Origin of the sequence: Devosia sp., from assembly GCF_028290645.1 — a bacterium.
Classification (GTDB): domain Bacteria; phylum Pseudomonadota; class Alphaproteobacteria; order Rhizobiales; family Devosiaceae; genus Devosia_A.
On sequence record NZ_JAQGJL010000243.1, the window covers coordinates 1 to 22,582 of the forward strand.

19 protein-coding genes and 1 pseudogene are annotated in these 22,582 nt (G+C 65.7%); 8 read left to right on the forward strand and 12 right to left on the reverse strand.

What is annotated here, in order from left to right:
* From JWQ89_RS13410 to JWQ89_RS13435, 6 genes are all read right to left on the reverse strand, one after another.
* On the reverse strand, window positions 1–207 hold a 207-nt coding region (locus JWQ89_RS13410; RefSeq protein WP_299641803.1), incomplete at its 3' end, for a glycosyltransferase.
* A gap of 22 nt (window positions 208–229) precedes the next feature.
* Window positions 230–412 (reverse strand): hypothetical protein, encoded by a 183-nt coding sequence (locus JWQ89_RS13415; protein ID WP_299641804.1) that lies wholly within the window; start codon window positions 410–412, stop codon window positions 230–232.
* Window positions 413–459: 47 nt separating this feature from the next.
* Complete coding sequence (locus JWQ89_RS13420) at window positions 460–1,290, reverse strand: hypothetical protein (RefSeq protein WP_299641806.1); 831 nt, start codon at window positions 1,288–1,290, stop codon at window positions 460–462.
* The gene (locus tag JWQ89_RS13425) at window positions 1,263–1,562 is read right to left on the reverse strand and encodes a hypothetical protein (RefSeq protein ID WP_299641807.1); all 300 of its coding nucleotides are present in this window, start codon (window positions 1,560–1,562) and stop codon (window positions 1,263–1,265) included. Before JWQ89_RS13425 ends, JWQ89_RS13420 begins: the two co-directional genes overlap by 28 nt.
* Before the next feature lie 23 nt (window positions 1,563–1,585).
* Complete coding sequence (locus tag JWQ89_RS13430) at window positions 1,586–2,830, reverse strand: glycosyltransferase family 4 protein (RefSeq protein ID WP_299641809.1); 1,245 nt, start codon at window positions 2,828–2,830, stop codon at window positions 1,586–1,588.
* Window positions 2,830–4,329, reverse strand: a complete 1,500-nt coding sequence (locus JWQ89_RS13435) for a hypothetical protein (RefSeq protein WP_299641810.1) — start codon at window positions 4,327–4,329, stop codon at window positions 2,830–2,832. The genes JWQ89_RS13430 and JWQ89_RS13435 overlap by 1 nt, the downstream gene beginning before the upstream one ends.
* Before the next feature lie 105 nt (window positions 4,330–4,434).
* Between JWQ89_RS13435 and JWQ89_RS13440 the strand changes: the two genes are divergently transcribed.
* Both JWQ89_RS13440 and JWQ89_RS13445 read left to right on the forward strand, forming a co-directional pair.
* The gene (locus JWQ89_RS13440; RefSeq protein WP_299641811.1) at window positions 4,435–5,205 is read left to right on the forward strand and encodes a hypothetical protein; all 771 of its coding nucleotides are present in this window, start codon (window positions 4,435–4,437) and stop codon (window positions 5,203–5,205) included.
* Window positions 5,198–6,061, forward strand: a complete 864-nt coding sequence (locus JWQ89_RS13445; protein WP_299641812.1) for an FkbM family methyltransferase — start codon at window positions 5,198–5,200, stop codon at window positions 6,059–6,061. The genes JWQ89_RS13440 and JWQ89_RS13445 overlap by 8 nt, the downstream gene beginning before the upstream one ends.
* 8 nt (window positions 6,062–6,069) lie before the next feature.
* Here JWQ89_RS13445 and JWQ89_RS13450 read toward each other — a convergent pair whose 3' ends face one another.
* The 4 genes from JWQ89_RS13450 to JWQ89_RS13465 all read right to left on the reverse strand — a co-directional run bounded on the left by JWQ89_RS13450 (window position 6,070) and on the right by JWQ89_RS13465 (window position 10,942).
* The gene (locus tag JWQ89_RS13450; protein WP_299641831.1) at window positions 6,070–6,549 is read right to left on the reverse strand and encodes a flavin reductase family protein; all 480 of its coding nucleotides are present in this window, start codon (window positions 6,547–6,549) and stop codon (window positions 6,070–6,072) included.
* A gap of 273 nt (window positions 6,550–6,822) precedes the next feature.
* Window positions 6,823–7,293, reverse strand: a complete 471-nt coding sequence (locus tag JWQ89_RS13455; RefSeq protein WP_299641814.1) for an Rrf2 family transcriptional regulator — start codon at window positions 7,291–7,293, stop codon at window positions 6,823–6,825.
* 211 nt (window positions 7,294–7,504) lie between these two features.
* Entirely contained in the window at window positions 7,505–8,440 is a 936-nt protein-coding gene (locus JWQ89_RS13460; RefSeq protein WP_299641815.1) for a diguanylate cyclase, read from the reverse strand.
* Window positions 8,441–8,443: 3 nt separating this feature from the next.
* Window positions 8,444–10,942, reverse strand: coding sequence for an ATP-binding protein (locus JWQ89_RS13465; protein ID WP_299641817.1), 2,499 nt, complete (start codon window positions 10,940–10,942; stop codon window positions 8,444–8,446).
* A gap of 267 nt (window positions 10,943–11,209) precedes the next feature.
* Here JWQ89_RS13465 and JWQ89_RS13470 point away from each other — a divergent pair, with 267 nt between their 5' ends.
* From JWQ89_RS13470 to JWQ89_RS13495, 6 genes and pseudogenes are all read left to right on the forward strand, one after another.
* Window positions 11,210–12,382 (forward strand): SpoIIE family protein phosphatase, encoded by a 1,173-nt coding sequence (locus tag JWQ89_RS13470; protein WP_299641818.1) that lies wholly within the window; start codon window positions 11,210–11,212, stop codon window positions 12,380–12,382.
* A 1-nt stretch (window position 12,383) separates the two neighbouring features.
* A complete protein-coding gene (locus JWQ89_RS13475) occupies window positions 12,384–12,725 on the forward strand; it encodes an STAS domain-containing protein (protein WP_299641820.1) in 342 nt (113 codons plus the stop codon).
* Window positions 12,722–13,138: an ATP-binding protein gene (locus JWQ89_RS13480; RefSeq protein ID WP_299641822.1), complete on the forward strand. Its 417-nt coding sequence runs from the start codon at window positions 12,722–12,724 to the stop codon at window positions 13,136–13,138. Before JWQ89_RS13475 ends, JWQ89_RS13480 begins: the two co-directional genes overlap by 4 nt.
* Window positions 13,139–13,175: 37 nt before the next feature.
* Window positions 13,176–16,106: a hybrid sensor histidine kinase/response regulator gene (locus JWQ89_RS13485; protein WP_299641824.1), complete on the forward strand. Its 2,931-nt coding sequence runs from the start codon at window positions 13,176–13,178 to the stop codon at window positions 16,104–16,106.
* A 269-nt stretch (window positions 16,107–16,375) separates the two neighbouring features.
* Window positions 16,376–18,196: a glycosyltransferase gene (locus tag JWQ89_RS13490; protein ID WP_299641826.1), complete on the forward strand. Its 1,821-nt coding sequence runs from the start codon at window positions 16,376–16,378 to the stop codon at window positions 18,194–18,196.
* Between the two features lie 143 nt (window positions 18,197–18,339).
* Window positions 18,340–19,529, forward strand: a pseudogene (locus JWQ89_RS13495) (DUF3131 domain-containing protein).
* A 98-nt stretch (window positions 19,530–19,627) separates the two neighbouring features.
* On the opposite strand, the gene JWQ89_RS13500 reads toward JWQ89_RS13495, so the two are convergent.
* Together JWQ89_RS13500 and JWQ89_RS13505 are read right to left on the reverse strand one after the other, a co-directional pair.
* Window positions 19,628–20,773 (reverse strand): SEL1-like repeat protein, encoded by a 1,146-nt coding sequence (locus JWQ89_RS13500; protein ID WP_299641828.1) that lies wholly within the window; start codon window positions 20,771–20,773, stop codon window positions 19,628–19,630.
* A gap of 51 nt (window positions 20,774–20,824) precedes the next feature.
* Entirely contained in the window at window positions 20,825–22,426 is a 1,602-nt protein-coding gene (locus JWQ89_RS13505; protein WP_299641830.1) for a CRTAC1 family protein, read from the reverse strand.
* Between the last annotated feature and the right edge of the window lie 156 nt (window positions 22,427–22,582).

A 22,582-nucleotide genomic window follows, 5' to 3' on the forward strand; every position in this document is an offset into this window, starting at 1 on the left:
GAGACCGACGTTGCGGGCTGCGGCGAAATCGCTCCGCCAGGCCCACTCGATCACACGCGCGCCGTGGCGTCGTGCGATCCCGATGGAGGTGTCGGTGGAGCCTGTGTCGACGACGACGATCTCGTCCACCAGTCCGCCCAAAGACAACAAGCAGCCGTCCAGAAACGGCTGCTCGTTCTTTACGATCAGGCAGGCGCTGATCCTCACGGACACAGCTGCCGCGTTGATATCAGGAGCCGATGCTGTTCGCGGCAAGGGCGGGGCTGACAACGAGCCCGTCGATCGCAAAGGAGGCGACGACCGGCACGGCGAAGGCCGCTGTGGTGATCAGCTTGCGCATCGCGTCGCGCTTGCTCTGGTCGATGGTTTCGAGGGCGCGCTCGAGGCGCTCGGCTTCACTCTTGTCAGACACGTCTGGCCTCCAGGCAACTGATACTCATGGTGTATCAGCGCCGAGACCTACGTCAAGAGTCCGGCGATGCTGCGCAGATGCCATTCAGCAACGTCGAGGTTTCCGAGCAACAGGCGGTAAGCGGGCGTCGTTGCAGCCAGCTGCCGCAGGCGTCCCGCGGCCATCGCCACTCCTGCGGAGGGGAGCAGCACGTTCCGCATCAGCCGCCGGAAGGCATCCTCGGCAGCGATGCGCCTCGCAGCCGAACGGCCGCCGTGATTGGCGACGAGGAAGACGATACCCGACAGGCGCCCGGAGCGAATCACCCAGTCCTGTCCGCCAATGGCGGGGCTGACGGCGCGAATCGGGCTATCGTCCCAGTTGGCGATAAAAGGTGCGTCCCAGACGCTCGGCGGAAGGCCGGCAACGAGGGACAGCGTGCCGGGCTTGACGCGCAGCGTTCGCGGACGCGCGACGACCTCGCGCTCGCGAATGACGAGGTGCTCGTCGCCCTCCACCTGATGCCCCTGCATGGCGAGATGGAGCGCGAGCGTGCTCTTGCCGGAGCCCTTCTGCGCCACCATCAGCAGCCGCCGATCATCTACGACGACGGTAGCGCCGTGGACGAACGGCGCCCCTGGCTCGGTATCGATAAGGTCCTGCATCACGAGCTGATGCAGCGCGCTGAGCAGATTGTTGGCTGAACCTTCGATCAAGCGCCCGCCAGGCAGGGTGGCGACGACGAAGCCGTCGCGCAACCGCGCCTCGATGTCGACGATCTCCAGTTCCACGCCGGAGATGGTCGGCGTGGTCTCCATGAACAGCAGCTGCTGGCGGATTTCGGGCGGCGCGTGGAGCCGGTACTCGCGTCTCAGGGTGCGGAAGACGATGGGGCGCAAGCGACGACCAGACCTTCCTCGACCAGCGAACTCAGGCAATCGCGAACCACCTCGGTCGGCGCCGATGCCAGGCCGAATGCCTCCGCGACGAAGGCCTCGATCTCCGCGGCGTTCTTGTCCATGCCGCACAGTTCGAACACGACGAGGGCGGTGGGGTTGAGGAAATGCACGCGTTCCTGGTTCGCCTGGTAGATCATGGCGCCATCCGGCACGCGGTTCATCTCCATCCCGTCGATGGGGCGAAAGGTCGTTGCTGGCAGGATGTCGGCCATAGGCAGTGTCTCCGAGAAAGGCGCTATCTAGCTAGTATCGCAGCGAGGCGGCAAGCCAGCTGATCGACTGCGATATCCCTATCGTGGCGGGTGCGGACCAGCTCCAGGGCCAGAGCGGCGCGCCCTGCCCGCTCGGCCGGCCGGTCGAGGGCTTCGAGGACCACAGCGGCGAAGGCGGCCGGGTCGTCGGCGAGCCAGAGGTGATCCGGCGCCTTGAGCTCGAGGCCCCGGGCGGCGAGGCCGGTGGCGACGATCGGCACACCATGGGCCGCGGCTTCGATCAGCTTGAGGCGGGTACCGGCGCCGGCTCGCAAGGGCGCGATGACGAGGGTGGCCCGGCGGTAGGCGTCGGCGATGTCGCCGATTTCGCCGAGGACTTCGATGCCCGGATGATCGGCGGTCTTGAGCAGGTCAGGTGCGGCGTCGCGGCCGACGATCAGCAGCCGTGGAGGCCGCGATGCGGTTGCGCGAACTGTGGGCCAGATGGCTTCGGCAAACCAGCGGACGGCATCGACATTCGGGGCATAGCCAAACGAGCCCACGAAGAGCAGCGTGGCGCCGTCATCGTCGTGGCGGGGGTGGGGCGGCATGGCGATGGCGTTGCCGACGATCTCGAGGCGGAGGCCGGGGTGGCGCGCGCCGATGGCGGCCGCGTCGGGCGCTCCGGCGACGAAGCCGAGCTCGACGCGGCTGGCGTGGTGCCGGATGAGGGCCGAGATGGCGGTGGCCTCCGCCTCGGCCCAGGCGGCCGCGGCGTGGCGGCTGGCTTGGCGGTGGCCGGCGGCGATTTCGCGGTAGGAGGTCTGCTCGTCCTCGTCGAAATCGAGAGTGACGGCGCCCGGCGTTTCGAGGGCGGTCAGCGTGTCGGCGAGATAGGAGCGGCCGATATGGACGAGGTCGTAGCGGTGCGCACCGAAGCGCTGGCGCAGCTCGGCCAGCACCGGCAGCGAGAGGCCGGCGGCGAGGCTGCTGCGGCCGTAGGCGGCAAAGGCTGCCGCCCGCGCGGCGGGGTCCTTGATCCGGCTCAGGAGCTCGAACTGGGTGTCGCGCCGGCCGGCCACCGGCGCGATGGTTGCGGGAACGCCGAGTTCGGCGGCGAGGGTCGGGGCGATGCCGGCGGGGCCTGCGACCGGCAGGACCACCAGCTCGGCGTCGCAAACCCGGCTAAGGGCTTCGAGAAACAAGCCCTGCCGCATCGCGAGCCCGTTGCCGCCGCGGGCCGGCATGGCGGGCGCGATGTGGAGGGCGCGCGGGCGGGCGAGGCCCATCAGGCGAGATTCGGCCGCTTGTAGCCGACCCCGATATCGAGAGTGCGATCGACGTCCCGCCGCGCCGGGGCCCGTGCCGCGTCCACGGCCTCCGCAATTGCCTGAAGCCGCGCGACGCGCCGGGCATCCCCGTCGCTCTGGGCGAGCCGGCGCAGGCGGTCGGCGACGCCGGGTGTGACGCGCGCCAGCAGGACCATCGCCGCGGTAAGCCCCGGGTCGTCCAGCGAGGTTCCGGCAGCGCGAAGGAAATCATCCACAAGGCCGGGGGCGGGACTGGTCGCTATCGCCGGCCAGGGCTGGACAGGAGCGAGGGTGATCTCGACGGGCGACGCGCCCAGGCGCATGCCTTGCCATAGGCGCTCCCCCATCCCGTCGAGCACGAGGGTGCGGCGCTCACCATCCGAGAACACCAGGCGCGCCCCATCCGGCCCCTCCTCAACCCACCAATGCCGGCGATCGTGGGCACGCCCCTGCCCTACTTCGGCATGGGGACGCAACTCAAGGCGAAGCGCGCGTTCGTCGGGCGCCGAGAGTTCGAAGGTAGCGCTCTGAACCAGCCCGGCTTCGATGGCGCGTGCGGCGGCGCTGCGGTCCGGCGGCGAGAACACCCGGCCGCTCCAGTTCGCCTGCAACCGGTCGAGCGCGGCAAGGCATGCTGCTTCATGGACGAAGCCCGGGAGCTTTCGCTGCTCGCCGCCATACCGCCATTTCGCGTTGGTGCGGTGCTGGAACAGCGGGTGTCCGTCGAAATCGCGCTGCACGAGGTGGAATTCGTCGGCATAGGGCCGGTGCGGCGCCAGGGTGTAGCTGGCGCCCAGCAGGTCCCAGGCGAGGAGGAAGGTGTCCTTGTCGCCATAAACCAGTTGGTAGAGATCGTCGGCCGCCTCGTTGAGGCGCACCGCAGCCGCCAGCGCGCGGCGGTGCATGGCCTTGTTCACCAGCAACTGGCCGCTCTCGAACGAAACCGCCTGCCGCCGCTGCAGCCCTAGCACGTCCCACACCGGGTTGGTTTCCCGCAGGTCGATGATGTCGGGCCAGAACATGGCGCCGCTCTGCCGGTATTGCGCCCAGTCGAACACCAGCGCGGGATCGCTGACCGGCACCTGGTCGGCATCGAGCAGCAGCACTTCCTCGAAGCGGCTGTGCAGCATGGCGAACGGCTTCAGCTGCCAGCCGTCGCGGACATTGGCGCCCTTGGCCGCGATCAGGGGCTCGGCATCGACCAGTACAACGTCGAGGGGCTCGAGCAGCGCCGCCATGGCGGGGGACATCTCGGACGCGCCGAAATGCCACAGTTCGACCGGCAGGGCGGAGTCGAGCGCGTGGCGCAGCATGTGGAGCAGGACAAAGGCATTGGTGAAGACGCGCGCGCCACCTGCCACCACGACAAGGCCTCGGCCGGACTGCACATCATCCGGAGCCGCCGGCGCTGACTGCCGAATCTCCTCGCCGAGACGAGCCAGACGCTCGAGATCGCGGTGCGGTGCGGCGGATTCCATGGTTCAAGCCCCTGCTGGCGGTCGGATTTTTCGTGGCCACCGACCCGGAGGGGCGCTTGCGGACGACGGGCATATTAGATTTGATTGGGCCGAGCGGAGCAACCTATGTCGACCAGCAACCACCACCCCAAGGTGTTAATCCTGACGCCTGTGAAGGATGGTGCACGCCATCTCGCACGACACGCCGAGCTGATCGAGGCCTTGGACTGGCCTGCCGAAAGCCTTTCGGTTGGCCTGCTGGAAGGGGACAGCCGCGACGATACCTACGCGATCGCCGAGTCGATGCTGCCGCGGCTCCGCCAGCGGACGCGCCGTGCACAACTGTTCCGGCGCGATTTCGGCTTCTCAATTCCCCCGCGGATTCCGCGGTGGGCTCCGGCTTACCAGATCCCCCGCCGCGCCGTGCTGGCCCGGGCGCGCAACCACCTGCTGTTCCATGCGCTCGACGACGAGGACTGGGTGCTGTGGATCGACGTCGATGTCATCGACTATCCGGCCGATGTGCTGCGGCGGCTGCTGGCGACGGGGTTCGACGTGGTGGTGCCCAACTGCGTCACCCAGTGGGGCGGGCCGACATTCGACCAGAACAACTGGGCCAATGACGGCGCGACGACGCTATCGGACAGGCGCGGCACCGCCACCATGCGGCTCGATTCGGTCGGCGGGACGATGCTGCTGGTCAAGGCGGACCTGCACCGCGACGGGCTGATCTTTCCTGCCTACCGCTATGGCGCGGAAAGCTCCCGCATCCGCAAGCAGCATCCCCTGGGCGGCAAGGGCGAGATCGAGACCGAGGGGCTTGGGGTGATGGCGGCCGACATGGGCATCCAGTGCTGGGGACTGCCCGACCTCGAGATCCTGCACGCCAATGAATAGCTGGTTCCGGCGCAGCCGCGCCCGGACGGAGGAGCCGATCCGGACGATCCGGCTCAACGGACTGGCGCCATTCCCGATGGAAACCCACGGAAAGCGCGACCTGTTCGTTTCGACCCATATCGAGGACTGGGGCAACTGGGAGCTCAGCGGGACGGCGATGGTGCTGCAGCTGTTGGGCAGCGCGGCGGATTTCGTCGATGTGGGTGCCAATATCGGCTGGTACAGCCTCATTGCGGGTCACGCACTGGCAGGGCGCGGGCGCGTCCATAGTTTCGAGCCGGAGCCGGCCAACCTCGCCAAGCTCCGCGCCAATGTTACGCGCAACGGTCTCCGCAATGTGGCGGTCAACGGCTGGGCGCTGGCGGACTACGAGGGCACGGCGCAGTTGCATCTCAGCGCCGACAATCTGGGGGATCACAGGCTTGCGGCCGACGGCGGCGGGCGCCCCTCCGTGCCGGTGGAAGTCAGGACGCTCGACGGCTATGGCGGGATCAGCCCGGAGCGTCCGGTGGTCATCAAGATCGACGCGCAGGGCAGCGAGGTGCAGGTGCTTGCGGGCGCCCGGCGCCTGCTGCGGGAGCACCCCCATGAGATCGTCCTCATGTGCGAGGTCTCGCCGTGCCTCCTTCTGGCGGGCGGTGGCTCGGCAGAGGCGCTGATCGGCGAGCTGAGCGGGGCCGGCTATGCCGCCGCCCTCATCGACCGGCAGAGGCCACGCATCAAGCCGATCGGCTGGGAGCAGCTGCGGCGCCGGGAGGCCGAGGGGCTCGCCATAGACCCGGCGCACGAAGACGACATTATTGCCTATCGCCGGCTCGATGGGCTGATGCGTCCGATCTTCGGGCTCGGGGGCTGAGCCCGGCTTCAAGCCTTGGTCAGCACGCGGTCGATGTTGGAGATGTGGCGGTAGGCGCCGTGCCAGTAGAGCAGCGGCTCGGCGGTTTCGCGGGTGCGGACGGCGCGGACGCGGCCGATGAGGATGGCGTGGGAGTGCCGCTCGATGGCTTCATCGAGCTCGCAGTCGATTACCGTCAGGCAGTCCGACAGCGCCAGCGCGCCGGTGACCATTTCCTGCCAGGAGGCGCCCTCATAGCGCGCCACCCCCCTCGCCCCGCCCCTCCCCGCGAACCGGTCGGCGACGTGCAGCTGGTCGTGCGCCAGCACGTTGATGCAGAAGCCCTGGTGCTCGCGCAGCACCGGCCATGACGACGCGTTGCGGTTGAGGCAGACGATCATCGCCGGCGGCTCCATCGAGAAGGAGGAGACCGAGGTGGCAGTGAAGCCGGTGCGCTGCTCGCCGCGGCCGGTGGTGATGACGCTGACCGCGCCGGCGAGGTGGCGCATCGCGCTCCTGAAGGTTGCAGACGACGACGCCTGCGACTGAGACGCGATGGGTGCGCTGGGATCGACAAGCGTCATGGCGAGGAGGCCAGCCGTGCCGGCGTCGACGGCGTTCGGCGACGGTGGGAGGTGGCGTTCGACATGTCGCAATTTCACCACGGGCCCGCCACGGTAGCGAGGGCGCGGTTTGCGAATGCGGCCCGGCATCGACAAATTGTACCGCTTGCGCCGGGGATCCCGGAGAACGGCATGCTATTTGGGACTTAGTCTATCAAATTAGTGAGTTGCAGTTGCAGGCGATTGCCCGGTCTGCAACTCGATCGGCAGCACGTCGCCCTCGGCGTCGCGCATCTGGGCCAGCGTGGTATGGTCCAGCACTTCGGCGATGGCGTTGCGCACGTTCAGCATCATGTGCCGCACCTGGCAGGTTGCCACGTCGCAATCCTCGCAGGCCTCGTAGCGCGTGTGGCTCGCACAGGGGATCGGCGCCAGGGGCCCATCGAGCACGCGGACGATCGAGCCGACCTTGATCTCCGCCGCGGGCCGGGCGAGCCGATAGCCGCCGCCCTTGCCCTTGCGGCTCTGCACGATGCCGGCGTTCCGCAGATCTCCGAGAATGGCATCGAGGAATTTCTTCGGAATATTGTTCGCCCTTGCGACATCGGCCACCAGCGCCAGTTCTCCTGGCGGAACCCGGGCGAGGTAAACCAGGGCCTTGAGGCCGTACTTTCCCTTTGCGGTGAGCATGTATGAAGGAATTCCCGGGCGGCAGGTGTGTGTCTGAGATATAAATTCGAGCGATTTGCTATACAAGCCAGTTTCAGGCGACCAAAGAGGCAATGGCCGCACCAGCGCGGCTGTTGGCCGGGATCGTACTTGCCGGTGAGTACGCCGCGCCAGCGGCGAGCGGCGCCGAGACTGTGACGGTGCGCGGCGGGCAGTTGCCCCGCCTCGGCGGTCAGGCGGGCGCTGGCGGATAGACGCGGTTTCGTCCGAGGCTCTTGGCGTGGTAGAGTGCGATGTCGGCTTGTTTGAGCCAGCTGTTCACGCTCTCGTTCCCTTGCCGCCACTGCGCCACTCCCACGCTGATCGTCACCACGCTGTTGGCGCCGGATGCGTGCGGCAGCTTCAGGTCCTCGATGGCGGTGCGACAGAGCTCGGCCGCCTCGCAACCCTCCTCGAGCGAGGTGCTCTCGAGGACCAGCAGGAACTCCTCGCCGCCGAAGCGGTAGCCATGGTCGCCCTGCCGCAAACCCTGCCGCAGGACGCTGGCCACGCTCGCCAGGACCTTGTCTCCAGCAAGGTGACCGTTGGCGTCGTTGTACGATTTGAAATGGTCGATATCGATCATGAGGGCACAATACGGCCCTGTAAGACTCTCGGCAGCGACCACGAGGCGGTCGAGATCCTCGCGCAACTTCAGCCGGTTGTACAAGCCTGTCAGCGAATCCGTCCGGGCCTGCTGGAACAGCTGGCCGTTGAGAAGCTCGAGCTGGGTCTGTTGCGCAGCAAGCCGGCCATGCAGACGCGTAATTCGTTCAGCGACAACCAGCCGGGTTGCCAGCTGATCGGCATCCAGAGGCTTTACCAGATAGTCGTCGGCTCCAGCCTCATTGGCATCCAGAACACGGCGCCTGTCGCCTGACGACGTCACGAAGATGAAGTACGTGTACTTGTTGACTTCAGACCTGGACCTGACGAGACGACAGAGTTCCAGTCCGTCCATGCCGGGCATCGACCGATCGCTGATGACGACGTCGAAGTCGGCTTTCTGGAACGCTTCCCAGGCTTCGTCTCCGCTTTTCGTCGGCAGGACGGCATGTCCGAGCTGCCGGACCACTGTTTCGATGATCAGGCGGGACGCCGCGTCGTCTTCGGCAATCAGGATGCGCATCGCTCAGGGCGTGGCCAGCGTCGCCGCGAGGGCGTCGCGGGCGCGCGCGAACTCGCGCTGCAACTCGTCGAGGCTTGCCGGGATGGTATCGAGCTCGGCCGCTTCCGCATGGGTCTCGATGGCGGCGCAGATCCGCACCATGAGTTGCGCGCCCAGATTGGCCGCGCTGCCCTTGATCGCATGCGCCATCCGGGCGACCGCCGGTGCATCCGCACGGTGGACGGCGTCGCGCAATTCCGTGAGGCGCGTTCCAGTGTCGCGCACGAAGAGTTCCGCCAACCGGGCGGTCAGGTCCCCGGTCTTGCCCTGGTGTCGGCGGAGGCGGTCGAACACCACGGGGTCGATCGGGCTATCGGTGTCTGCAGGCGCGGCGCCAGAGGTTGCGGCTGCGGCATCGGGGTGGAGCGCAGGAAGATCGGGGCCGCTAGCAGGCGCGTTCCCGGCAGAACTGTGGCCGGCTCCGCCATACCTTGCCAGGGATTCGAACAATTGCGGCCAGTCGATCGGCTTGGTCAGCGCACCGTTCATCCCCGCCGCCAGATAGCGTTGCCGCTCGGCGGTCATCACGTTGGCGGTCAAGGCGAGCACCGGCACTTCGCCGGCCGGGGGCGGCAGCCTCCGGATCCGGCGCGTCGCCTCGACGCCGTCCATCACCGGCATCTGCACATCCATCAGCACCACGTCAAAATGTCCCCGCGTCGCCAAGGTGACCGCCTCCAGGCCGTTCACGGCGAGCGTCACATCGTGGCCGTGCGAGCGCAGCATGTCGGTGATGAGCATCTGGTTCGTTTCCACGTCTTCGACAAGGAGGATACGCCGGCGCGGCACAGGGGCGAGTGCGCTCCATATTGTCGCCTGACTGGTCATCTTCTCGCTCAGCTGCAGTGGGACCTCGAACCAGAAGCGGCTCCCGACCCCCTCTACGCTCTCGACCCCGATTTCTCCCCCCATCGCTTCGACCAGTTTCTTGCAGATCGCCAGCCCGAGCCCGCTGCCCCCATATTGGCGGGTCGTCGATGAATCCCCCTGGCTGAAAGCGTTGAACAGGACCGCCTGCTTCTCCGCCGGGATACCAATCCCGGTGTCCCGGACATCGAAACGAAAGCGATCGCGTTCCCCGCTTGCCAGGCGACGGGTGACAGAGACCGTGACGCCGCCGCGTTGCGTGAATTTGAGCGCGTTGCCGACGAGATTGAGCACAACCTGCGTCAACCGGGTCGGATCGCCCCTGAGAGTGGGTGGCGAATGCGCGTCGAGTTCAAAGTTGAGGTCGAGGCCGCGTTCGGCTGCCTGCGGCGCCAGCACCGAGCGCACGTGCTCGAGCACGTCCGGAAGGCTGAAATCGATCGTCTCGAGATCGAGCTTTCCGGCTTCGGCCCGGGAAAAGTCGAGGACGTCGTTGATCAGTGCGAGCAGGTGCAGGCCAGAGGTTCGGATTCTGCGGACATATCCACGCTCCTTTTCCGGCAGGTCCGCATCCATGAGCAAGTCCGTCATCCCGAGCACACTGGTCATCGGGGTGCGGATCTCGTGGCTCATGACCGCCACGAATTCGGATTTGGCTCGAACGGCGGATTGAGCCGCTTTTGTTGTTTCCTGGAGTTGCGCGTTCAGTTTCTCGCGCTGCTCCAGAATGGCGGCAACCGGCAATGCCGAGAGCAAGATCACCACGATGTAGAGCTGCAGCAGCTGAATGACTGCAATCGGGTGAGTAACGGCAAACTCCGCGAGCGGACCGTGTCCCGCCAAGGTGCTCCATATTGCAACAGCGGCCAGTGTAGCGGCGGCGGTCGTGGCGCCGAGCAGCCTGCCGCCGAACGCGGCCAGCAGCAGGAATGGGAACGCGAGGAACATTCCCGGCAGGTTGTCATTGAAGTCCATATAGCCGACGAACGCCAAAAGGCCGGCGAGCAGGATCGTCTGCACCACGGCGCCGCGCGAGCGGTCCGGCCGGGCCAGTTGTTCGCTCCAGCTCAGCAACAACGGCGTCACGGTCAGGAGGCCGCAGGTGGTGGAGAGGTACCAGGTCTCCCACGCCGGGACAAAGGGGACGCCATAAGCAAGCGCGGTCAGACCGGCGCCGCCAGTGGCACTAACCAGCGGCGCAATCAGGCAGATGAGCGCCAACCTGGCGAGCGGCCATATGCCGGCGAGCGGCGATCCCGCCCCGGTGGCACGAAACAACACCACGACAAGCAGGATTTCGACGGTGTCACAGGTGATATAGCCAATTCCTGTGAGCGGTGTACCGGCGACGATGTTCGCCGCATAGTCGCCCGCCTCGCTGAGGACAAGCAGAACAGGCCAGGTGGACCGGTCATTGCGCAACAAGGCAGTGACGACGAACGCATTCGAGATCCAGATTGGGGTAATGGCGCCAAAATAGGTCAGGGAAAGTGCGGCAGCCGTAAAAACAACAATCGGTAGCACGATCATGAGCCAAACGGGCGGAACCGTGATCCTGAAATCGCGCAAGCCTTTGGTCAAACGAAGCTTGGACATCGGGTGCCGTCCATTTTGCTGAGCTGGTTTCAATTTAACCTAAGTCGGATGAATAACCTGTGCTACATATCACGAAAGCTCTCTTAAATAGTCGGTTTCGTAGAGAAGTCTGCGCCAAAGTAGCCGGCGTTGATCTGCACCGGATGGATGCTGCCATTCTGCAGAAATGCGCGGTGGACGCGTAGCTCATTGATAACCAGCGGGCGAGGCTACCGCTGTCGGGCGGGGACGATTTAAACTATACCGGATTTTATTGATCGGAATTTCATGCACATAATTGTCGCGGATGACGATCTGAGCCAGCGAATACACCTGTCGGCGATGCTGCGACGGAACGGCCACGACGTGGAACTGGCCGAGGATGGCGAAGAGGCCATCGAGGCATTGAAGCGGAACGGGGCGCCCGTGCTGATCTGCGATGTGCAGATGCCGGGCATCGACGGGATGGAACTGGCCACCCGGGTCAGGGGTCTCGACCTGGGGCGCTACGTCTACATTCTCATGGTCACCGGACTCGACCAGAATGCCGACCGCATGCGCGGGCTGGAGGCCGGAGCTGACGACTTCATGTCGAAGCCGGTGGACCAGGCCGTGCTGCTGGCGCGGCTGCGCTCGGCGGAGCGTCTCATCCGATATGAGCGAGACCTTCATTCGAAGAACCTCCGCCTGGCGCAGGCAAACGAGCATATCCAGGCCGATCTCGATGCCGCCGCCGCCGCGCAGCGCGCGCTTCTACCGGATCCGGAGGTGCTGCTTTCAAACTGCCGGTTCTCGTCGAGCTTCACCCCGTCCAGCAGCATATCGGGCGACGTGTTCGGCTATTTCGACCTCGGCCCGGGAAAGTCCGGCTTCTTTGCGGCGGACGTCAGCGGACACGGAGTGCGCGCGGCGCTTTCGGCGGTAGCCCTCGGCTACATGGTGAGCACGGAGTTTTTCCAGAACATGGTCCGCGGAACCGGCACGGACGAGCTTCGGCCGGAACGCGTCGCCCAGGTCCTGGACCGGCGCTTCCAGAGGGATCTCGGTGACGACAGCTATTTCACCCTGTTCGTCGGGGCAATCGACGAGGCCGAGGAGCGGCTGGTGTTCTGCCAGGCGGGTTACCCCAGCCCCCTCCTCCTCCGTCCGGGCGACGAGGCGCGGATCGTCGGGACCGGCGGCGTGCCGGTGGCGATGCTGCCGCACGCCGAGTTCGAACGATCGTCGGTCGCATTTCGTCGGGGCGACCGGCTCATCGTCGCGTCGGACGGCGTGACGGAAGCGGCCAGTCAGGGCGGCGAGCTCTATGGGCTGGAGCGCTTTTCAGAGTTCGTGACCCACCGGCAAGGGTTTGCGGCCCGGGCCGTCCTTCCACAGATCGCCAACGCGTTGCTCGACTGGACCGGCCAACCCAACCTGGCCGACGACGTCTCCATCATCATCATCGACAAGGAGGGCTGAAATGATCCGCGTGAATCATCGATCCGGCGGGGTGCTGGTTCTCGCCGTCACCGAGACACGCCTCACCGCGGCCGTTGCGCCACAATTCAAGCAGCTCGTTCTCGACCAGATCGAAGCGGGCAATACGCGCCTTGTGCTGGACTTGTCCGAGGTCGGCTTCATCGACTCCACCGGCCTCGGCGCCATGGTCGGCATTCTCAAGCGGGTGGGCAGCCGTGGCGACGTGGCCGTGTGCGGCCTGCAGCCCGCCGCGGCGCAGATGTTCAGGCTGACACGCATGGACAAGGTCTTTCGGATCTACGACGACGCCGACGCGGCCGTGGGTGCACTCGAACAGTCATGAGCACGCTCCGCCTCACGATCGCGGCAACGTTTGGAGACGTCGACGCCGCGGCGCCCACGCTGGTGGCGGAAGCGGCCAAACGGCTCAGTGGCGAGCGGCTTGCCTGTTTCGAAATTGCGATCGTCGAGGCGCTCAACAATATCGTCCAGCACGCCTATCGTGATGTGCCCGATGCATCGATCGGCATTTCGATCGAGCAATTGCCGACAGCGCTGCGCGTACTGCTGACAGATCGCGGCGCCGCGGCACCGGGAGAGACATTCAGTTCGGCGAGCGACGCTGCACCGCGCGCCGAATCCGGCCGCGGCCTGTCCCTGATCCTCGGTTGCGCCGATGAGCTGGCCTATCGCAGCGGCCCGGGCGGAAACGAACTGGACCTGACCTTCCGGAGCGATGCGGCCCATGGCCGGTAGTGTCACACGCGCTGTGCCGCGACCTACCGTTCGCAGCTTGGTCCTGGCCACCGCCGGCCTGGTGGCGGTCCTCGTGCTGACGTCGCTGCTCTGGAACATCGTCGTCACCCTCGACAAGATCAGGCAGGCGCCGCACGAAGGCCTGCAATGGAACGCCTACCTGCTGGATAGGGAGTACCACGAACTACTCATCGCGACCCTGACCTGGGAGCCGGGCGACCCGGCCGCGACTGCCGACATCGTCCGCCGCGCCCACTCCCTCGGAGACACCGTCATCTTCCTGCAAGACCGGCTGGAGCAAAGCCCGGCCCTGGGGGCCGCGCTGACTTCAACCGAAAGCATCCTTCGCTTCACCGCCATGGTCAATAACCTGCTCCAGCCTGGCGAGCCGGTCGATGGGGGCAAGATAACGCGCCTGCGCACGATGCTCAGGGAAACCGAGCCCACCGTGGACGAGTTCAGCTTCGCCACGCTCGATGAATCCAACCTGATTACCGCGAGATGGCGCGCCGATCTGGAACGCACGATGGCGCTGTCGGCGCTGGTGGCGGGCGCCTTGCTGGCCGCGTTGGCCACAGCGCTTGTCGTTCTCGCGCGACAACGGGCGCGTCTCCGACAGGACAAGGAACAACTGCGCATCAGCGCCCTCAGCCTCACCGAGACCCAGCGCATCGCGCGGCTCGGGACGTTCTGGTGGGACTATGTCGTGGATCGGGTGCGGTGGTCGGACGAACTCGCCGCGATCTATGGCATCGCCATTGATGGAGCGATGACCGGCAGCGAGTTCGGAGCCCTGCTACACCCGGCGGATCGCGAGCGGGTCGAAGGCGCCGAGCGAGCGGCCGCGGCGCAGTCGGCGAGCACCGGGCAGCCGGTGGCGCGGGAGGTCACCTACAGAGTACGTCGACCTGACGGATCGATTGCACATGTGCAAGCAACTGCCGAAGTTGTCGCCGACGCGTCGGGACAGCGCATCTCGATGACCTCCACGGTCAGGGACATTACGGTCGAGGCCCAGCAGCGATCGACACTTGTGGCCAGCGAACGAGGCCTGGCCGAGGCACAACGTATCGCCCATCTGGGAAGCTTCAGCGTCAACCTCCCGACCGGCCAGGCCGATTGGTCGGACGAGATGTATCGGATCACCGGTTTGCCGAGCGATCCTTTCGGCAAGCCGGGACCGCGCCTCGAGGAGGTTGTGCATCCGGACGATTTGGGGCGGCTGCAGGCGGACATGCAGCGGGCCCTTGCCCTTCCCCTGCCCGGCGGCAGCGCGCAAGTGCCACTGCAGCATCGGCTGATCTGGCGCGACGGTTCGGTGCGCTATGTGAAGGGGATGGCCGAGTACGTATTCGATGCTGCCGGCGTTCCGTTGACCTTGACGGGCACCCTCCAGGACGTGACGGACGACGTCGAGCAGGAACAGGCGCTTCAGGCGGCCAAGCAGGAGGCCGAAAAGGCCAACGCCGCCAAGAGCGAGTTCCTCGCCGTGATGAGCCATGAACTCCGAACGCCCATGAACGGCGTCCTCGGCATGCTCAGCGCGCTGCTCGAAACTCCCCTCGATGCCGATCAGCAGAAGCTGGTCACGATCGCCCGGGCCAGCGCCGACTCGCTGCTGTTGCTGCTCAACGACATCCTCGACCTTTCCAAGATCGAGGCCGGCAAGCTCGAACTGGAAACGACTACGTTCGAACTGCTGCCATTGGTACGCAGCGTGGTGCATCTCTACGCCCAGCCGGCGAGGCTCAAGAACATCTCGCTCGAGTCCCAAATCGCGGCCGATGTGCCGGCATGGCTTGCGGGCGATGCAGGCCGGGTGCGCCAGATCCTGCTCAATTTTGCAAGCAACGCCGTGAAGTTCACGACCCGGGGAGGTATCACGATAAGTGTGTCTGCACTGGCGCCGCCGATGGACGGCCAGGTGAGGTTGCGGTTCGAGATCGCCGACACCGGGATCGGCATTCCGATCGAAAAGCAGGGCGAGGTGTTCGCCAAGTTCAACCAGCTTGATCGCTCGTACGCTCGCCGTTTCGGCGGCACGGGACTCGGCCTGGCCATTTCGCGGCAGCTGGCCGAGATCATGGGCGGCGCCATCGGTTTTTCCAGCGAGGCGGAGCGCGGTTCGAAATTCTGGATCGAGCTGCCGCTGGCAATTGCAGAACCGGAAGCAGTGGCGGACGGCCGAAGGGAAACCGAGATCGCCCCGATGAAGATCCTCGTTGCGGAGGACAATACCACCAACCAACTCGTTGCCAGGCGCCTGCTGGAAAAGCTCGGCCACACAGTCGACGTCGTAAGCGACGGCGTCGAAGCCGTCGAGGCGGTGATGAGCCATTCGTACGATGCGATCCTCATGGACCTCTCCATGCCGAAGATGGACGGCATCGCGGCCACGATGCGGATCCGGCAGATCGGGGGCCCGAGCGGAGCCGTACCGATCATCGCCCTCACTGCGAACGCCATGGATGAGGACCGGCAGGCCTGCCTCGACGCCGGCATGACCGGCTTCGTGACCAAGCCGATCGTGCTTGCCAAACTGGTCACGGCCCTTGCGGCATGCGCCGCCGGCCTGCCGGACGAACGGGCCGACGTCGAGGCTGAAATCGTGCAACCGGCGGCCGCCGACGATTTCGAGGTCAGCCTCGCCCATCTCGAGAGCGAGGTCGGCAGGGAGATCATGCCGGAGCTGCTTGCCGCTTACGATGCCGACGTGCGGCGTGCCCTGGCGCGGCTGGGCGAGGCAAGCCGGGCGGAAGACCGGCTTGAACTCGGACGCGCCGCCCACTCACTTCGGAGTGTCGCGATGACGCTGGGGGCGAACGAACTCTCGCAGCTGGCTCAAGCGACGGAGGCGTCCGGCGGGAGCGAGCAGCCAATCGCGTTTTCGGATGTGAGCCGGAAACTCTCAGAGATCGCCGAGCCAGTCCTCGACCGGGTCTCACAGGCTATTTCAAAGTACACGTGAAATAACACCCATTTCAGTTAGCCTTCACACACATCGCGGTTATATATTCCAGGCGATCGGAAAATGCTGTCGCCATAAAGATAGATTTCCATGCCAAGTTTCGGCCCACTCATCTACGCAGTTTTACCCATTACTAGTTTGATGGCGAATGCACTGACGGATGCCGTTTCCAGCTGGACGGCGGGCGCTGCCCACCCGACCGGGCAACTTGATCGGGCTTCGAGGGTCCGGAGAGCGCCGTACGCGCCCGCAGGGCCCGCGGACACATCATGACGTTCTACTTCGAGCGTTTCGAAAATCGCGTCCCGCCGCCCCCGTTGGAGCATTCGGTGTCGCGCGAACTGCTGTGGCAGTTCCTCGTCACCGTCTGCCTCTGCCTCGGCGCCTGGTACATCTGGTGGCGCTGGACGGCCTCCCTGAACTTCGGTGCCCTGTGGTTCGCGATCCCGGTGGCAACGGCCGAGACGGGCGCCTATTTCGGACTGGTGCTTTACGCCATCAACCTATGGAAGGTCAGCGATCCGCCGATCACGCCCCCACCGGCGAGCATCGATGAGTGCAATGGCAGCGGCGACGAGAAGGGGCACGCCATCGCCGTCGACGTGATGTTTGCCACCTACAACGAAGACCCCGAGCTGGTCCGGCTGGGTATCCGCGACGCCAAGGCCATCCGCTACCCTCACGCCATCCGAATGCTCATCCACGTGCTCGATGACGGCCGGCGGCCCACGATGCGCGCAGTTTGCGACGAGGAGGGTGTCAACTACATCGCCCGGGGCTCCAACGAGGGGTACAAGGCCGGCAACCTGCGCAATGCCATGGAGCAGACGTCGGGCGACTTCCTGGTGATCTGCGATGCCGACACGCGTCCCTTCCCGACGCTGCTTGAGCGCACCATGGGGTATTTCCGCGACCCGAAGGTCGCGTGGGTGCAGACGCCGCAATGGTTCTACGACCTGCCAGCCGGAAAGCCGCTGGATGCGGCTCTTGCTCGCTATCTCGGCGCGCCCGGGCGCTTGCTGGGACTGGCGCTGCAGAAGCTCGTCGGCCCAATCCAGCTTGGCCAGGACCCTTTCGTCAACGATCCCACGATGTTCTACGACATCATCCTCAGGCGCCGGAACTGGGCAAACGCCTCGTTCTGCTGCGGCGCCGGTTCCATCCACCGGCGGGAAGCGGTCATGGAAGCGGCGCTGCGCAGCTTCGGGAGCGCGGTCGAACGACAGACAATCGCGGCCGTGTCGGAGATCACTCTCGTGACCCATGAGCACGACGTGGCCGCGGAACTCGTCGACGCCATCCGGGGCGAGGCCGCCAGCTTCCACGTGCTGGCGCCATACAAGTTCCACGTCTCGGAGGACATCTACACGTCGATCCTGCTCCATTCGGACCGTGAGCGCGGCTGGAAATCGATCCTGCACCCCTATGTCGAGTCGAGGATGCTGTCCCCGCAGGACCTGCTGAGCTGGACCATTCAGCGATTCAAATATGCGGGCGGAAGCCTCGACATCCTGTTCCACGACAATCCGCTGTTCCGCCACGGCCTGACACTCCCGCAGCGGCTGATGTACGCGTCGACATTCTGGTCGTATCTCGGCGGGTTGTGGAACATTGTCTTCCTGATCGCCCCGATCGTCTATCTTGCAACGGGCGTGTCGCCGGTAAGCGCATACTCCTCGGAGTTCTTCGTCCGCATCCTGCCCTTCCTGGTCGGCATCGAGCTGGCCAGCATGGTCGGAACCTGGGGAATCGCCGGCTACAAGAGCAAGGCGAGCTACCTCGCCTTCTTTCCAATCAACCTCAGGGCGCTGTGGTCGGTGCTACGCGGGAGCAAGATCAGCTTTCCAGTGACGCCGAAAGATCGCCAGGCCGGCAGCCATCTGCACCTGATCTGGCCGCAGCTGGCTATTGTCGGCCTCACGGTCGCGGCGATCGGGGGGGCATCGCTGGCCTATCTGGCCGGCCTCGGCCCCTACACCCTGTCGGGCCTTCTCGCCAATGCCTTCTGGGGACTGAACAACATGCTGGCCATGTCCATCATGATTGCCGCGGCGCTGTGGCGGCCTGATGCTTCGGAGGACACGCGGTGAGGCTCCGGGATGGATTGGTCGCGGCCAGGGGCCACCTCGTCTTCATCGCGGCGCTCTTGTGCAGTTTCGCCCTGATCTTCTGGCTGGATCGCGGCGCCGGCGGCCTGAGAACAGATGCGGCGATCCAGACCACCGACCGCGTGGTGGCCACCGCCGCCGCGCTGCCCGTCCGGCCGCTCTCCGAATCCGACCCCGAGCAGCTGCAATGGGCAAGGGTCGCCTGGCGCTACTTCGAGAACAATACCGACCCCGCAACCGGCCTTGCGAATGCCGCCGACAACTATCACTCGACCACCATGTGGGACACCGGCTCGTACCTGATCGGCCTCGTATCGGCCCACCGGCTCGGCCTCGTCGATGCCACCGAATTCGATCGTCGCGTGACCGCCGCCGCCTCGAGCCTCGCACGGCTCGCCCTGTTCGACGGGTTGCTGCCCAACAAGGCCTACGACACCAGTTCGCTGGCGATGACCGACTACAACAACAAGGCGAGTGAACGCGGCATCGGCTGGTCCGCGCTGGACATCGCCCGCCTGGTGGTCGCCCTGGAGGCGATCTCCACCGCCTATCCCGGCCACGCCGGCGAGATCGCGGAGGCGATGTCCCGCTGGCAGCTCGACGCGCTGGTCGATGACGGTGAACTGGTGGGGGCAGCCGTGGACTTGTCCGGGGCCACGGTCCTCGTGCAGGAAGGTCGGACCGGCTACGAAGAGTATGGGGCCAAGGCGCTCATGCTGCTCGGACTCGACGCCGTCAAGGCCGTGCAAGTGGAGCGCCATGTCGTCTACCACGAGGTCGAAGCTCTGGAGATTGCGGTGGACTCGCGCCTCATCGGCAATGCCAGCCCCGGTTTTGCGACCAGCGAGCCCTATATGCTGGACGGACTGGAATTCGGGTTCGACAGCGTCTCGCAGGTCCTCGCCAGCAACATCTATCGCGCCCAGAAAAGCCGGTTTGCAACGACCGGCCATCTTACGGCGGTCAGCGAAGGCCAGCTCTCGAGGGAGCCCACTTCGCCTACTCGACTGTGTGGGGCGGTGGTTCGCCCTGGTCGGTAATGACCTTGCAAGGCGAGCGCAATGACAGCCTCCGGACCGTCAGCACCAAGACCGCTTTCGCATGGGACGCGTTGTTCGGCACCGACTACACACGGCAGCTGGTGGCGTCGGTCGCCGACCTGGCGGTAGCGGAAAAGGGCTGGCAGGAGGGTCGCTATGAAATCGACGGATCACCCAACGCGGTGTTCACCGGAAACACCAACGCCATCATCCTGGCCAGCCTGGCCTTCCGCCAGTTCGGCCCGATCCTCAGACCGCAATATCCGGCTCCGTGAGGACGGTGGCGGCGAGGATGACAGGCCGTGATCGGATCCTGCTGCACGGTACCGATCAGGCCCGCCATGCGCAGAACCTCACGGCTTATTATCGGCAGTCAGCGGGGGGTGGCACGGAAACGCTGGACCCAGGCGCTCGAGAGGCTCCGGGCCTGCTCGATGTCGGATGGCGTCATCCTGGCGGTCAGTGTTTGGAGGTCCTTCATGGCGGCCGAGAGGCCCTGCTGGGCGGCGAGGTTCGTCCACATGAAGGCCATGATATTGTCACGGGCGACGCCGTAGCCGTTCCTGAACATGGCCCCTAGGCCGTACTGCGCGTACACATCGCCCTGGTTGGCGGCAAGTGAGTACCACCGGACCGCCTCCCCATCGTCCTGCGGAACGCCCTGGCCGTGATCGTAGAGAATCGCCAGGTTGGACTGGGCAGGGGCGTAGCCTTGCACGGCAGCTCGCTTGAACCACTCGGCCGCCTGCACGTCGTCGGGGCCCACGCCTCGTCCCGTGTGCAGCGAGATGCCTAGATTGAACTGGGCCGGCGCATAGCCCTGTTCGGCCGCCAATCGAAACCACCTAACCGCTTCCGCCTCGTCCTGGCCGACCCCGTGACCCTCGAAGAACATGCTGCCCAGGTTGAACTGGGCTGCCGCGTAGTTTTGCGCCGCCGAAAGGCGGAACCACTTCTCCGCCTCGGCATAGTCCTGCGCCACGCCACGGCCGCGGACATAGAGAAGGCCGAGATCGAGCTGCGCATAGGCGTCGCCCTGTTCGGCGGCCAGGCGAAACCACTTGGCGGCCTCGGTGTAGTCCTGCGGCACGCCTTCGCCGCCTTCCTTGAGAATGGCGCCGAGATTGTACTGGGCGTCGGCCCGGCCCTGCGCGGCGGCAAGCCGGTACCACTTCGCCGCCTCGGCATGGTTCTGCGGTACCCCGAGCCCCGTATCAAACAGATAGCCCAGGTCATACTGGGCCTCCGCAAGGCCCTGGGCGGCGGCGAGACCAAGCCAGTTCACCCCCTGGACCGGGTCCTGCGGCACGCCCTGGCCGGTGGCGTACATGAAGCCGACCATGGTCTGGGCCCGCGCACTGCCATTGGCGGCGGCCGGTTGAAGCTCGCCCATCGCCCTCGCAAAGTCTCCGGCCTGATAGGCCAGCACGCCTTCCGCCTCCCCGGCTCGCGCCTGGGTGACAGGCAGGCCCGGCAGGGCAAGGGCTACCAGCAGGCACCAGATCATCCGGGAATTCATGTCGCGACTACACGCTCCGATCTACCCAGGGAATACGCCTCGCTTCACCGACTATTCGGACTGGTCGCGCGGGATGAACGGGACAGCCGGCTTGTCCCGCTCGAGCACGTAGAACCCATCGGCCGCCAGGTCGGCCCATTCGCTGCGCGTTCCGTCCGGCCAGGTCACCGCGACGCTGGTCGCCGTTTCGCTGCCGAGCCCGTAGTGCAGCCAGCCGAGCTGGCCGCCGGCATGGCCACCGCCAACCGTCAGTTCGCGGCGCATGACGGCATCGCCATGCCTCACTTCGACCCACGAGCCGATGGCGTACTCGTTGGGGGCCGGCTGCCTCAGCTGGAACGAGATCCAGTTGGCCTCGCCGGCGCCGGTGTTACGCCAGACCTGCGCGCTTGCCCGGCGGTTGACCACGACGAGATCGAGCAGCCCATCCATGTTGAAATCCACGAGGGCCGCGCCGCGCGAGTTGCCATTATTGGAGATTCCGGCCGCTTCGCCGGCCTCGGTAAACTTGCCGTCGGCCCCCTGCAGCAGGAGATTATCGGGATCGCGCATGGCGAAGTCGGGCATCTTGTCGACATTGCCCTTGGCAATGAAGAGATCCACCAGGCCATCGTTGTTCACGTCGTCGAACTGCGGATGCCAGGCGGTGCTCGGCTTGAGGTCAGTGCCGGTATAGGGCCGGTGGGCAGTGACGCCCCGGGCGAAAGCCACGTCCTTGTAGTCGGCTTTCGGACCCGGAACGGTCAGCGTCTGCAGCTTGTTGTCGGCCATGCTGGTGAGGAAGTATTCCGGGTAGCCGTCGCTATCGAGATCGTAGCTGGCAATGCCCATGCCCCAGATGCGCAGCACCTTCCAGCCATCGGCGGGCTTCAACAGGACCGGCTCGGCATCGGGGTCGAGCTTCCACATCTGCTCCTGGCCGCCCTCGTAGTATTCGCGGTCATTGGACACGCGGAGACCTGGCGTACCGGAACGGTTCCAGTCGGTGAACAGCATTGACAAGGCGCAGTAGCTGGGCTTCAGCGGCAGTGGCGCCGCGAACCTGCCGTCGCCGCCGCGATGCAGCCAGTTGTCGGTGCACGAGCCCCACGGCGAGATGTCTTCCAGGCGGTCGACATAGTTGCCGACGGCGACTGTCGGCCAGCTCGCGCCCTTTTCCCAGGTTGCGGCCAGTGCCGTCGACCAGGCGTCGCCGCCGTCGAAGTTCCAGGCTTCGTTGGCGCGCTCGAACCTGCAGGCGCCAAGACCGCGCATCGCAACGTTCTCGCCAACCCGCAGGACGATGAGGTCGGTGATGCCGTCGCTGTCGATATCGGCCGGATAGGCCCCGGAGACATTGTCGAGCTCGAGCCCGCTCGGTTGGGCCGCGAACGTGAGACTGCCGCCCTGGCTGCTGGTGTTGCGGTAGAGCTGCGCCTTGGACGCTCCGCCCGGCAGCAGCATGTCGGCATAACCATCGTCGTTGCAGTCGAACGTAGCGACGCCGCCGCCGACGATGAAGAACCAGTCGCCGTCATAGCTGGTAGTGATGCCGGAACTGGCGGTCTCGTCGACGAAACCGGGGACCGCCGGATCCTGTGCGGATGCCGCCTCGACGCCTAGCAGGGCGGCCACGAGCACGACGGAAGTTCTCAGCGTAAGGCGCATGATCATTTCCTCGTCCTGAGCGCGACGGTGTACTGCGCGATGCACCGACCCTGCGCGAGGCCATCGACGATGGCGGAGCGGAAGTGGATGCCTCCATAGAGCCGCGACATGCCGGCTTCTTCCGCGGCCTCGTGGAAGTTCCTGTAGTGGCGCGGATTGCGT